This window comes from Streptomyces minutiscleroticus (assembly GCF_014650875.1).
Lineage (GTDB): Bacteria > Actinomycetota > Actinomycetes > Streptomycetales > Streptomycetaceae > Streptomyces > Streptomyces minutiscleroticus.
Map to the genome: position 1 here is coordinate 1 of NZ_BMVU01000108.1, position 12,888 is coordinate 12,888.

Below are 12,888 nucleotides of genomic sequence, written 5' to 3' on the forward strand. Positions count from 1 at the left end.
GTCTGGCCGACCACGTGTGGCGCGTCATGATCGCCGACGAACGAAAAGCCAAGTCCCGTCTGAGTCAGGCGGCTTGACAAGACACAGAGGCACCCCGGGTTTTCACGGTCTCCACGGTAGAAGGGGAACCTCAGACGTCGGCAAGAGAATCGTCGGCAGAAAACGCGCCGCCACGCTGACGCCGCCTGCGGCGGCAGGCCGCCCGGACGTCTTCGCCCTGGCCGCCTCCCTTGACGCCAGCGTGCTGATCAACAAACCCCTCGCTCAGGGGCTGCTCACCGGCAAGTACGACCCGGGCCACCCACCCGTTTTCGCCTCCGGCGACCACCGATTGCGCAAGGCCTGGTTCACCCCCGGCGCACTGAAGATCATCCAGGACGGGCTGCACCCGCTGCGGCAACGCTTCGGCGACACCACGGCCGCGCTGACCCGGCTCGCCCTGCAGTACTGCCTGCAGCAGGCCGACAACGACGCCGTCCTCGTCTGCTTCACCCGGCCCGAACAGATCACCGAAAACCTGACCAGTGCGGGCATCCCGCTGACCGCCGACGAGCTCGGCTTCGTACGTGACATCCTGAGCCGGCTCCAGCAGCGGCTGGACGCGCACAGCGAGGTGTTCCTCGACGAGAAGGATGGCGGACGATGACCTCCCCCGCCGAGCAGCTGTCACTGCTCGCCGCCGACGCGCCCGCCCACCGGCCGGCCCGCGACGCCGTACGGCTGCTGCTGTTCAACGCCCAGCACGCCTCGCCGCAACGATCACGCCGCCAGGCCGCGTGGATCGCCGGCCAGGCCAGCGCCGACATCGCCGTCCTGACCGAGGTCTCCCCCACCCACGGCGGTGATGCCCTGGTCACCGCACTGCACGAGCGCGGATATGCCACCGTGATCGCCCCGCAGCCCCAGGAGCGCGACTACCGCACGGTCATCGCCTGCCGCACAACCGATGCCCACCCGGTGGAGAGCCCGGTGACCGTCATGCCCCACCGTGCCCCGGCTGCCCGCATCACCATCGGCGGCCATGATGTCGGCATCCTGGGCCTGTACGTGCCCTCCCGCGGTCCGAAAGAAGCACGCAACGTCGCCAAACGCGCCTTCCAGGACGCGGTCACCGAAGCACTGCTGAAACTGGACTCCGTCTTCCCTCAGATGCCTATGATCATCGCCGGTGACCTCAACGTCATCGAACGCGGCCACCAGCCACCGCACAAGGTCTTCGGCGCATGGGAGTACGCCTTCTATGACTCCTTCCAGGCCACCGGCCTCACCGACGCCTTCCGGCACCTGCACCCCGACGAGGCAGCCCACTCCTGGTACGGCCGCAGCGGCAACGGCTTCCGCTTCGACCACATTCACCTCACACACACCCATGCCGCCCACATCATCACCTGCGACTACCACCACGAACCCCGTAAAAATGACCTCTCGGACCACGCCGCCATGACCGTACAGCTCCGCCTGACCAACCCCGACACCGAAGCTGAGTCCGGGTCTGCCGCACCCGATCCGGAGGCCGTGATCAAGATGCCTCCACCCTGACCGCGCTCAGCAATCAAGCACCGACAGCTCGACCGACCCGGCTCATCGCTGAACACGCCGCCGCACGCAGCGTCGTTGACCGCTGGCACCTGCCCTCCATCACTCCCAGTCGGGGTGATGGGCTGCACCTCCGACGGAATACCAGGCGAGTGTGTGCTGATCAGGGAGGTGATCCGTGGCGGGAAAGACGCAGTCGGCACGGACCACCTCTGTTCCCGGACAGCCCCCGTTCACAAATGGGGCCCCCACCGCGCCGTGGCCCTTGGGATAAGGCGCCTTTTCGTTTGACAGCCGTTACTCGATACGTCAACCACCCGTCGGCGGTGACGACCACGGACTTCAAGCCCGCCCAGCTCCAGCAGGCGGCCCACAAGTTCGCCGCCGAGCACGGCCCCGTCATCTACAAGACGTTCCGCGGCCTGCCCACGGGCGAGGACGGGCACGCCGGCGCGATCTGTGCCCAGCGAGTGGACCCCGAGTCCTTCGACGGCACGCTTGCGGTGAGCGCGCACCTGTTTCAGGCGGAGATCCCGAAGACCGGTGACGTGCGGGTCACCGTGGTCGGGCAGAAGGTGTTCGCCCAGCAAATCGCCGCGCCGATGGTGCGCTGGACTGGCGCCGCGGCGACTGGGACGCCCTGCTGCACGCCCCGATCGTCGTGCCGGGCGCAGTCGAGGCCGCGCTGCACAGCTACCTCGCCGCGCCCAAACTGGTCTTCGGCTGCTTCGACTTCGCCCTCACCGGCGACGGCGACGCCGCGCAGGACTGGATATTCATCGAGTGCAATCCGAACGGCCAGTGGGGCTGGCTGCCCGACGCCATCGACATCACGACGGCGTTCGCCGACATCCTGAGTACGAACATGGAAGGAGGCGGAGCGCGATGATGCCCGCCGACCTGGAGACCGACGCCGACCGGCTGCGCGAGGCGATGGCCAAGGCCCTCGCCGAGGACGGCATTCTCACCGATCCCGGCTGGCGGGCGACCGTGGAGAAGGTGCCCCGGCACCGGTTCGTGCCGGGCTTCTACCTGCCCGCCGACGGGCTCGACGGGCAGGGGCTGACGGTGTGGGAGCCGGTCAGCGCCGAAGCCGACTATGGCCGCTGGCTGGCCGCCGCGTACTCCGACACCACGCTGATCACCCAGTTCGACGGCGACGAACCCGACTGGAAACAGCCCGCCGTGCGGCACGGCGGGGCGCCGACCTCGTCGTCCACGCTGCCCTCGCTCGTCGTACGGATGTGGGCCGACGCGGACGTGCAAGAGGGGCACACGGTGCTGGAGATCGGCACCGGCACCGGCTACTCCACCGCCCTGGCCTGCGAACGGCTCGGCTCCTCCGGCATCACCAGCATCGAGGTGGACCCGCACCGGTTGGAGCAGGCGGCGAGCGCGCTGTACGCCTGCGGGTACACGCCGACTCTGGCGGTGGCGGACGGCCTGTACGGCTACTGGCCCGAGGCGCAATTCGACCAGATCGTGGCCGCCTGCTCCTTCCGCGCCGTCCCTGCGGCCCTGCTCGCCCAGGTCCGGCCGGGCGGGAAGATCCTCCTCACCCTCTCGGGGTGGCTGTACGGATACGCCCGCGTCCTGCTCACCGTGAACGGCGACGGCACCGCCGAGGGGCACCTGCTGGGCGGCACGGTGTCGTTCATGTCCGCCCGCACCCACGCGGCGCCGGCGTTCGGCAACCCCGCCCATTGGGCCGCGGACCTCCCGGAGCAGGGCCGGGCGGCCCGGCACAGCCCGGAACGGATCACCGCCGGGACCGATGAGGCGTTCCACCTGCGGTTCCTCGCCCAGTGCGCCGCACCGCACACGCAGATGACGACCGTGGGCGAGACGGTGCACCTGGTCGACGTCGTCACCGGCTCCGCCGCCACCCTCACCCCCGTCGAAGGCCGGTGGGAGGTGCGCGAGGGCGGCCCCGTCCGGCTGTGGGAGCGAATCGAGCGCGTGCTGTCCGCGTACGACGAGGCAGGCCCGCCCGGGCCGGAGACGTTCACCCTGCACGTCTACGACGGCGGGCAGCACCTGCGCCCCCCGCGCCTGCCCGACCTGCCGCTACCGAAGCCCTGACGGGCCCGCCAGTCTCCGGGCGCCCGGACAGAGGGATGTGACGGACCTCCGCCCGGGCATCCGGTCGTTCAGCCCTGGCGGGGTGCGGGCTTCGGCTCGCCGCACTCGGCGGCCAGGACCTCGGCTCCAGCCCGGGCCGCCGCCATGCGCTGCTGCGCGCTCACCAGAGCGGCCAGGTGCTCCTCGACGGGCATGGCGTCCAAGCCCAGCCCGGCCAGGACGTCCTCACAAACGGCATCCCACTCCTTGCCCTCCAACACACGGACCCACGGGTCGCCCCAAGGGACCCGCGCTGGAGGGGGCGTGTCCGCAATGCGGCGGCTGATGAATGCGGACGCGCCCTGCGTCCAGGCTCGAAAGAGGACTGGGTCGAGCGCGTCGCCGCGTTCGAGGACGCCGGTCGCCGTCTGCGCCGGCTGGCTGTCGACGGCCGGCTGAGACGCGGAATCCGAAGTGTCATCGTCCATCACGCGATCTTCGCGTTCAACCGTGCGGGCGTGCCTGCCGACGTGCAGGCCGCCACCGCGTGGCTGGGCTGTCACGTCGCTTTCTCCACTGGAGAAGGCGCTGACGCGTCTACCGCACGTCCGCTTCCGCGGGCCCTAGCCTCCCTCGAATGGAGACCACCGTGACACCCGTAACCGAACCCGACCAGCTGTGCGAAGCCCTCGTCCGGCGGCTCGGTGGCGGCCTGCACCAGGAGCCGCCCGGCGAGCATGGCGCCCAGGGACCGCCACCGGACGACCAGCTGCAGGCCGGATCCACTGAGAGGCCGGGCAGAACGGCCGTGGAGAGTCTCGTAGGCGGCACAGGAGAGCTGCTCGCAGTCGTCCCGGATCCGGTCGGCGGCCTGGGCGAGCGGATCGGTGGGCAGGGCGGGGACCGGGGTGAGCGGCAGGGCCTGCGGGAAAGCCGCGAGCGCCGGGTCCGCGCCGGCGCCGGCGTGCCGCGCCTGGACGGAGGCGTACTGCAGGCAGACGTGAGCGGTCTGGAGCCGGACCGAGGCGTTCCAGTTGTCGAGTGACTGACTCGCGGAGTGCAGGACCCGGAGGCGTGGCGCAGGTGGTACGCCCGGGCGGAGCGTGTGGTGAAGGCGAGCGCGTACGGGGTGACCGGAGCGCCGGTGCCGTCGCGGTGACCGCGGATCAGGTCGATGACCGTCCCGCCGGCCTCCACCGCGGAGCCGAGGGGACCGCCGTCCGGGGGAACCGGCAGCCAGCGGGCGGCGCCGCCGAGCGCTCGCCGGGCGTTGCAAAGGTGGCGGGAGGTGTCGGCGGCGGCGTCGACACGGATTCCCGGCCGGCTGAGCAGGAGGTGCACGTGCCCGGCCAGCGTGTCGAGCTGTCTGAGCGCGAGGGCCTGCGCGAAGGGATCGTCGCCGGGGAGACTCGCGGACGTGACGCGTTCAAGGCGGTGGTGAACGACGTCATAGAGCTCCCCGAGCGTGACGGTCATGAGACCCCGCCACCGTCCTGCCGGACGCTCAGGAGGAGATCCGCGGCGGCTCCCGCATGGCTGGCCGCGACGCCGAGCTGCTCCGCGTCGTCCGCGCACTCGGGTACGCAGGCCAGCCGGCGAAGCGCCACGTCGACGTGGCGCAGCAGCGCCCCGTACGGCTCGAGCCCGGCCCGGCCGGGGAGCGGAGTCGGGCTCTTCAGAGGCAGACCGTCCTCGGGGGGCGCCAGCAGGCGGCGCCCCTCCGCGCACTTGATGCCGGCGAGCACGGCCTGCATCTCATCGCTGCCCTCGTCGAGGGCAAGGGCGTCCGCCAGCCGTCCCACGACGTCGAACACGTCCCAGGCGGCAAAGAGCACGACGTCGGCCCGGTCGTCGTCCAGGGCGGTGTCGAGATCGGTGATGGCCGGCTGCGTCATCGCTGTCGTTCCTCCTGCTCGGCTTCGCCGCACACCGCCGGTGTGGCGGCTACGACCTCCCGCGAGGGCCCCACTCCGCCCCAACGACGGCCGCAGGCCGTGGACAACCAGCGGATCGCCAAACCACACGGACGAGGGGAACAACTCGAGGCCGCCTATGGGCAGGGCTTGGGCGAGTTTCGGGGGCGGGCGGTTGGTCGGGCCGTGACCGCTTGGGGGCATAGCGGCGCAGGCACGGGCTTCATGATCATTGGGGTGTCGAAGCTCAACGATCATGAGGTGGCCCGTGCCTGCCGCTGTAGCTTCTCTCATCCCGCCGGTGCTGGTGAAGCTGGGACCGCTGGATGCCGGTCAAGTCGCTGACCTGCGGCCCTTTCTGGACCGAGTGCCCGAGCCGCGGGCAAGGCGGGGCCGCTGGTACTCGCTGACCGCGATCCTCCTCGTCTGTGCCTGCGCGGCCGTGTCCGGAACGAGGAGCGTGGATGAGATCGCCGAGTGGGCGGCACGGGCCTCGGACACCGTGCTGACGGCCGTCGGAGTTCGCCGGCATCCGCTCAGGTGGCGCCGTGCCCCCTCGCGGGCCACGATCGGCCGCGTGCTCGCAACCGTCGACGGTGACGCCCTGGACCAGGCGGTCGGCGCCTACCTCACCGCCCGGAACACCGCGGGAACGGCCTCGGGGAAACGGCAGGTGATCGCCGTCGACGGCACATTGCGGAGAGGAGCGGCCCGCCTGTCCGCCTGCCGCAGACACCTGCTCTCCGCCGTCACCCACCATCGGGCGCTGACCCTCGCCCAGGCCGAGGTGGGAACCAAGACGAACGAGACCGCGCACTTCCGGCCCCTGCTCGAACCGCTGGACCTGGACGGATCCCTGGTCACCTTCGACGCCCTGCACTCGGTCCAGGGACACGTCACCTGGCTCGTCGAGACGAAGAACGCCCACTACATCGCCATGATCAAGCGGAATCAGCCGACCGCCTACCGGCAGCTCGCCGCCCCGCCCCGGCCGGACATCGCCGTCCAGCACACCGCTTCCTCTACCGGACACGGCCGCCGGGAGTCCCGCTCGATCAAGACCTGCTCCATCGCCGACGACCTCGGCAAGATCGCCTTCCCCCACGGCCACCTCGCCCTCTGCGTCCACCGACGCCGCAGACAGACCGGTGGGCGCGAAAGCCGCGAGACCGTCCATGCCGTCACCAGCCTCGACGCCCACCAGGCCACCCCGGCCGAACTCGCCGCCGCCGTCCGCGGCCACTGGGCCGTCGAGGCCCTGCACCACGTGAGAGACGTGACCTACGCCGAGGACGCCCCCACCCTCCACACCGGCACCGCACCCCGCGCCATGGCCACCTTCCGCAACCTCGCCATCGGCCTGCTCAAAACCCTCGGAGCCGTCAACATCGCCAAAACCACTCGAGCAATCCGCGACCAGCCCGCACGAGCCCTCCCACTCCTGGGCACCACCAACAAGACGCTCAGGAAACTTGACCAAGCCCTGAGTACCGCAGGAGTCATCACTCGTCACGACCGCCCGGAGATCGCCAATTCAACCTGAGTAACGCGAGCTAGGTAATCGTCATACAGACGATCGATTTCGGATCTGATCGTGATCATGGTGCCACGTTCATCACGAAAAGGCCTGTTAGGGTCTCCTCGGAAGGAAAGCCAGTTGAAACTCGTTACGATCGCATAAGAGTTGTCCGATATCAGAATCTTCGCGTGAGTATCCCCCAGGCGGGTGAACACGAAGTTATCGAATTCGGCAGCCAGTCTCTTCAGTTGATGCTCCGCCTGGCGATCCCGCTCACGTGCAGTTTTGTCATCGCCAATGCCGTAACCGATCACGACTTCTACGCCTGAAAGCAACAATTTGCGGAGGTTGTCCAGGAACGTCTTGTCGACGATTGCAGCTCGGATCCATGGCGAGATAATGAGAAGCCTCTTGCTCGATGAGAGCATAGCCCTGACCAGGAGCGGCGCGTGCTCATGAACCTCTAGAACGCGGACAGGAATCTTTCCCAGAGCAGTTTCGGCCTCATCTAGGCGCCTAGCTGTCTCTGCAGCCTCGTCTACGAGGTCTTCTCTCAACTCATGTGAGGCCAAAGCCGCCCTTTCCTCAAGGGCAGACAGTTGAGCTCTATATCGTTCAGTCGTGCGCCTAATAACAGCGACTTCGGATTCGTCCGTTCTCTGCTTAAGAAGCTCATCGTTTAGCAAGGACTCTGGAGAGTCACCATCCGTGATCTGCCCAATGATCCCTACCTTCCTGAGCCCTTCTGCCTTGGCGAAAGCGAGGTCGTGCTGCTCACTTACTCTGCCGTCGATCGCGAAGCTGACATGAATCTCCTCGGGGCGATCGACCGACTGAAAAACCAAGGAAATGGCGCGAACGAAAAACTTTTCTCGCTTGCCATCAAGCCCCATAACTGTCAGAAGTTCATGCTCTGCAGTTTCGGTTACATTACGAAGGACGGAGCCGACGTCGCTAGTGTCCGTCGGGCCGACTGAGGGAGGGTCAACTGGAAACGCTGGTATTTCGAGAATGTCATTCTGGCGAAGATCCCTTGGTCGCCAGCGCATGGCTTTTTCTACGACCGTATATGTACGCGCTAGGCCATCGTAGGCCAGTCGCAACGTTCGCTCCTCCGGAGTGATTTCCGCCAGATCGGATATCACCCTCTGCCCGTGCTCCGTCACCGCATAGTGAATGCTCGACGTGTTGGTGGCAACCGCAGCAAGGCTGCCCGTATTGACAAGATTGCCCATCGTGGCATGCACTACTTGTTCTGGTATGCCGAGGAAATTCGCCACGTCAGTGCTATTTCGGAGGTCGGCCTGGATGCACTTCAGGATGAATTCATCGAGGACACCGACCGATTTCTTGCGCAAGAGACGACAGCGTATAGGAACCTCCCAAAAAGGAAGGCCCACTTCCCTGTAGGTCGCCAACCTGTAACCCGGACGCTTGGACAAGCGTCGCACGACATCTTCGGCCGAATTTTCGGTCATGATGCATCCATTTCCATGCAGTCAGCAGATCGGCGCAGGTATGTCAGAACCCTCCGAAGGGGGTTATCGTTGTGAGGAACGACATCAATAAATTGTGCGTCGCCCACTATAACCAGACAATCCCGAGCTCGGGAAACAGCAACATTCACGCGTTCCTCGCTGCGCAAGAAGCCAAGTTCACCCTTATCGTTCGATCTGGTGACGCTGAAGATAGCAACGTCAGCTTCTTGGCCCTGGTATGAGTCTACGGTAGCGACTCGGACCTTGAGTAAATCTCGTGAGAACTCGCCAGGAGCCAGAGTTTCGACTATTTCTCGCCTCTGAGCCTCGTATCCCGTCAAGACAGCCACGTTTAAAGGCTCTGAGGATTGCTGTTGAGAAACCCATTGAAGTCTGTCCAGCAGCTGCACGATCGCCCGTGCTTCCCCCTTGTTCTTTATGCTCTTGCCGGTTCGACTCTCCCGCCTGTCTTTCCTGCTGCTGGTATCGAGCCAGACAGCTGTAGCACCAAGCGCCCGCTCAATTACGGGAGAGATTTGCCGGGGCTCAGACGTAAGAGTGTCTCCATAAAAACAGTGACTTACCAATTTCCCAATTGAAGGGTGCATCCGATGCTGATGAGTCAGCGAGAAACAGCACGGCTCAGGCAACCGCTCTGACAGTGTGGAGAACAATGTCTCACGCATCTCGTCACGGGTGAGCTTATACCGATCAAGGAGAGCAGGATTCTCCAGAGCCTTCTCCACGAAGGGCGGAAGCTGCTTGTCATCGCCAACAAGGACCCACTTACGACTATTCGCAAGTGGAACCAAGGCCTCAGTTGCTGTAGCCTTTGACGCTTCATCGATGATACAAAGATCAAATGGGGACGTATCTGCCCCCGGCACACCGGTGAGCCCAACGCACGTGGCAGCCACGACCTGGGCGCGCGCTATTAGGACCGCTGTAAAGTCCTTCCCACGACCAAATCTTTCTTCCCACTCCGAAGCAATGCTTTGAAGCTTTGCCAGGCGCGGATCGTCCACGGCTGAGCGCCTGAGCGCTGTTTCAACTAGATCGTCAGTCGCGAGGTTAGCATCAGCCTCCAGTTCTTGAATCAGCATGTTTCGAATGCTGTCTCGCTGTGTCTGTTGCGCTTGGAGCTGTTCACGCACTCCGGAGAGAAGCGCCTCCATCTCAATGAGACGCTGGCCGAGCGGGCCCCCAGTTTCGAGTTTAGATGCTAGATCCAGGCCAACCTCGATGAAACGCTCAGCCGCGGCGGATAGGTCGGTGCCAACTCCATTCTTGGCGGCTGCTTCGATCTTCGCGGAAACTTCTAGCAGCGGGGCTGCGAATGTATTCAGGCGATCGATCTCTGATACGAGCGCCCGCCGGTCTTCCTGCGCGTGGCGAAAGTTCGCTTCCAGCTCCTGCACGCGCTCATGACGGCGACGCAATTCCGTGGCAGCATTTTTTAGGTCTGCCGCATCCAAGTCAATGCCGAGTCTGGCTGCGTACTCTTTGATGAACAGCCGGCTTTGCTCAATTACAGACTGTCGCCAGTGATCCATCTGAGTAGGGACGGACAGGGGTTCCACATCCTTGGCGAGCCTGTCCGCACGTCCTAGGCGAAGTAGAACGACAGATGGATCAAGCTCCGCGATGCGCATCAAGGCGTTGTCGAGAGCAATGTGCGTTTGGGAAGTCAGTACGATACGGGAATTCGGGTCCCGCCGTAGGTGCTGGGCCACCATCTCTGCGATGAACGTAGTTTTGCCCGTGCCTGGCGGGCCTTGCACCAAAAGGAAATCTCGTGCGCCAAGGGATGCTGCGACCGCGGCTTTCTTGGCCTCATCCAAGTTCTGCTGTATGTACGACTGTACAGTAACTGAATGCGGTACAGCACTCTTACGCGGATCAAGCAATAGGTCTCTAAGATCTGGTCGCACAGAGCGCCTGTTAGTGATGCGCTCAAGAGCATCCCTTTCTCTCTTCAGCTTCGACTTCGACGCTTCGGAATCGAATTCAAGATATCCCCGGCGGGGAAGCGCGCTGGTGTCACCTCTTGCGTTCGTGATATAGAGAATTACATCGTTATTTTCGATTCCTTCGACTTCTCCGAAGAGTACCCTCCTGTTTCCTTCCCTCACTAGGCGAGCTTCGCCCAGCTCAATACCGGTAGCATCTTCAACGCTAAAGCGGATACGACTCCCGTCCCGCCGATATTGGTCATACTTGACGCGCACGCCTCTGGCGTTCTCCAGAGCGAACTTGGCGTTGAGTGTAGCCCGCCACTGAGAGAAAGCGTCAGCATCGGCTGAAGCCACCTCTTTTTGGGCGCGCTCACCATCCTTTTCCGTTACGCGTTCCAATAGTGCCGTCAGTTCCGTCGCTGCACTATGCGGATCTGTTGGCGAACTCATGCGCAGCTTGAGCCGAGGTCGGTACCATGTAGCGCGGGCTAGCTCTAGCACCTGCGCAGGCGCACGTTGCGCACGAACCACCCTTATGAGGCCAGGGCGAGTGCGGTGCTCTTGGAGTCGAAGCATGAAAGTTTGCCCGCACAGTTGGAGGTCCGGCTTAGCTCCGGCGCGCCCATCGAAAGCCAGTGCAGCTACCTCTCGGATGTCATCCAGGATTTGCTGCTTGGACATAGACACGCTGTACTGCTTGGAGAAGGCATGCAATACCTGATCAGGAAAGTCCAAAAACATTTCCACCTCAGGCGTTCGGCGCGCCTCCCTGCGTCCTTGTAGCTCTTCCAGTTGAGCTTTCAAGACGCCGGCGCTGGCCGGCCGGTCTTCTGGGTCATCAGATAGGCAGGAGTTAAGCGCATCTGCAATTTCGGAAGGGAGATCCAGGCTTGCGAATTCAGATCGCACCTGGTTCGCATCTACTGGAACTCGTCCAGTCAGGCAGACGATCGACAGAACGGCGAAAGAATAGACGTCATAGGATGCGGAGGGTGCGCGAGTCCCTCTTTCTTGGGGTGAATATGGTATCGTGCCCAGCGGTGCCATGGTGAGTCCGAGGCTGACAGTTTCAGCTAGGCGAGTGGTGCCAAAATCTGCAATCTTGTAGCCGCTCGTCGACGTCAGTACATTCTCGGGCTTTACGTCTCGGTGTACGAATCCCTCTGCATGTATTACCGCAAGACCGGATAGAATTTCCTTCGCCACTGGCCAGAAATCGTCCCATCCTTCGATCTGTAGCTCGTCGAGTGCAGCAAGAAGGTCTTGGTCGAGCCACTCAAAAACGAGATATGGGGCTCCGTCGTCGCAGCGTCCCCAGTCAATAAGTCGAGCAAGGTTGGCGTGGTCACCGAGCGCTTGATAAGCCGTCAGTTCGTTAGTCCAAGCAGCTTGCAGAACGCGATCGTCCAAAATTTGCGACGGGTTGAAAATTTTCACCGCCACTGCGGCATTGTCGTTTTCAAGATCTACGGCCCTGTAAAGCTTCGCATGACCCCCTTCGCTAACGGGAGAGTTAGGTAGAGCAAATCGATCCGCTACGATCGGCAATGTCAGTACCTCCAGCTAGACGCCCGGCTCCCCTGGCCGGTGACACGAAGCATCGACAACGTGTGGGCGTAGTCCCACAGTTGTACAGCAGATAGGTGCTCCTGCGGGCGGTTTCGGGGCATGTGGCTTCCATGACCGTGCTGAGGGCAAGGACTCTTCATCGCCGCGGTGCGTGTCAGATGCAAGCACTGGGCCGTCCCTTGGGCTGGGTTCGCGCTCCACTACCGGTAGTTCGTTGATATCGGTGGTTGTACGGGTTGACGGCAGGTCGGGGTGGTCGTAGGCCGGTGGTAGGAGGCGCCTGCTCTGCTGGAGGCCGAGATGACCCCTCGCCGTCCGTGTCCGCTCGCGCCGGGGCCGTTATAGGAGTACGCGGCCCAGTTCGACGACCTCTTCTTCAGCCTCGCCCAGCGGCGCGGGTTTCGTGAGCATCTGACCGGGCTGCTGGCGCCGCGGGAGCGCAAGCAAGACGATCACCTGTCTGGCTGGGGCGGAGCCGGTGGCGGGTGTGGGGCGGCCGGGGGTGCAGCGGCTGCAGTTCTTTCTGTCCGAGTCGCCCTGGGAAGCGGAGCTGGTCAACGACCGGCGCCTTGAGCTGCTGCGCGAGCAGTCGGCGACGGCTCCGCACGACGGCGGGGTCATCGTGATCGACGATTCCGGGGACTGCAAGGACGGCACGGGCACCGCGTACGTGGGCCGGCAGTGGCTGGGACGGCTGGGCAAGACCGACAACGGCATCGTCACGGTGACCACGGTGTGGACCGACGGCCGCGTTCACTACCCACTGAGCTGTTTCAGAGTGGCCACTGATGGGGTGACGGCGGTGGAGGCGCAACGCACGAGGCACCCGTGCCGTTGAGGGAGGTGTTCGAAGTCTC

Annotated in this window: 10 protein-coding genes and 1 pseudogene; 7 read left to right on the forward strand and 4 right to left on the reverse strand. The window is 64.3% G+C overall.

Annotated elements, in window-relative coordinates; all coding sequences use genetic code 11:
* Positions 1-16: 16 nt before the first annotated feature.
* The 4 genes from IE271_RS43530 (at position 17) to tgmC (ending at position 3,618) form a co-directional block, all read left to right on the forward strand.
* Positions 17-646 (forward strand): aldo/keto reductase, encoded by a 630-nt coding sequence (locus tag IE271_RS43530; RefSeq protein WP_268256276.1) that lies wholly within the window; start codon positions 17-19, stop codon positions 644-646.
* Positions 643-1,539 carry an endonuclease/exonuclease/phosphatase family protein gene (locus IE271_RS38885; protein WP_190195174.1) on the forward strand — a complete coding sequence of 299 codons (897 nt, stop codon included), beginning with the start codon at positions 643-645 and terminating at the stop codon, positions 1,537-1,539. The genes IE271_RS43530 and IE271_RS38885 overlap by 4 nt, the downstream gene beginning before the upstream one ends.
* A 658-nt stretch (positions 1,540-2,197) precedes the next feature.
* Positions 2,198-2,425 (forward strand): hypothetical protein, encoded by a 228-nt coding sequence (locus IE271_RS42985; protein WP_229919914.1) that lies wholly within the window; start codon positions 2,198-2,200, stop codon positions 2,423-2,425.
* Entirely contained in the window at positions 2,422-3,618 is a 1,197-nt protein-coding gene (gene tgmC / locus IE271_RS38895) for an ATP-grasp peptide maturase system methyltransferase (protein WP_190195175.1), read from the forward strand. Before IE271_RS42985 ends, tgmC begins: the two co-directional genes overlap by 4 nt.
* 68 nt (positions 3,619-3,686) lie before the next feature.
* Here tgmC and IE271_RS38900 read toward each other — a convergent pair whose 3' ends face one another.
* On the reverse strand, positions 3,687-4,160 hold the full coding sequence (locus tag IE271_RS38900; RefSeq protein WP_229919915.1) for a hypothetical protein: 474 nt from the start codon (positions 4,158-4,160) through the stop codon (positions 3,687-3,689).
* Between the two features lie 86 nt (positions 4,161-4,246).
* Here IE271_RS38900 and IE271_RS38905 point away from each other — a divergent pair, with 86 nt between their 5' ends.
* Positions 4,247-4,642 carry a hypothetical protein gene (locus IE271_RS38905; RefSeq protein ID WP_190195177.1) on the forward strand — a complete coding sequence of 132 codons (396 nt, stop codon included), beginning with the start codon at positions 4,247-4,249 and terminating at the stop codon, positions 4,640-4,642.
* Between the two features lie 427 nt (positions 4,643-5,069).
* On the opposite strand, the gene IE271_RS38910 is transcribed toward IE271_RS38905, so the two are convergent.
* On the reverse strand, positions 5,070-5,492 hold the full coding sequence (locus IE271_RS38910) for a hypothetical protein (protein WP_190195178.1): 423 nt from the start codon (positions 5,490-5,492) through the stop codon (positions 5,070-5,072).
* A 274-nt stretch (positions 5,493-5,766) separates the two neighbouring features.
* Here IE271_RS38910 and IE271_RS38915 point away from each other — a divergent pair, with 274 nt between their 5' ends.
* Positions 5,767-7,053: an ISAs1 family transposase gene (locus IE271_RS38915; protein ID WP_444546154.1), complete on the forward strand. Its 1,287-nt coding sequence runs from the start codon at positions 5,767-5,769 to the stop codon at positions 7,051-7,053.
* Here the strand turns inward: IE271_RS38915 and IE271_RS38920 are convergent.
* Together IE271_RS38920 and IE271_RS38925 are read right to left on the reverse strand one after the other, a co-directional pair.
* Positions 7,020-8,507, reverse strand: coding sequence for a phospholipase D-like domain-containing protein (locus IE271_RS38920; protein WP_190195179.1), 1,488 nt, complete (start codon positions 8,505-8,507; stop codon positions 7,020-7,022). The two genes, IE271_RS38915 and IE271_RS38920, sit on opposite strands and share 34 nt — an antisense overlap.
* On the reverse strand, positions 8,504-12,010 hold the full coding sequence (locus IE271_RS38925; RefSeq protein WP_190195180.1) for an AAA domain-containing protein: 3,507 nt from the start codon (positions 12,008-12,010) through the stop codon (positions 8,504-8,506). The genes IE271_RS38920 and IE271_RS38925 overlap by 4 nt, the downstream gene beginning before the upstream one ends.
* Positions 12,011-12,331: 321 nt before the next feature.
* Between IE271_RS38925 and IE271_RS44425 the strand changes: the two are divergent.
* A pseudogene (locus tag IE271_RS44425) lies at positions 12,332-12,797 on the forward strand (transposase); the annotation flags it as partial.
* Positions 12,798-12,888 lie beyond the last annotated feature (91 nt).

Coding starts and splice junctions, on each gene's coding strand:
- IE271_RS38885 (WP_190195174.1), top strand. CDS start 643: ATGACCTCCCCCGCCGAGCAGCTGTCACTGCTCGCCGCCGACGCGCCC.
- tgmC (WP_190195175.1), top strand. CDS start 2,422: ATGATGCCCGCCGACCTGGAGACCGACGCCGACCGGCTGCGCGAGGCG.
- IE271_RS38910 (WP_190195178.1), bottom strand. CDS start 5,492: ATGACGCAGCCGGCCATCACCGATCTCGACACCGCCCTGGACGACGAC.
- IE271_RS38915 (WP_444546154.1), top strand. CDS start 5,767: ATGAGGTGGCCCGTGCCTGCCGCTGTAGCTTCTCTCATCCCGCCGGTG.
- IE271_RS38920 (WP_190195179.1), bottom strand. CDS start 8,507: ATGACCGAAAATTCGGCCGAAGATGTCGTGCGACGCTTGTCCAAGCGT.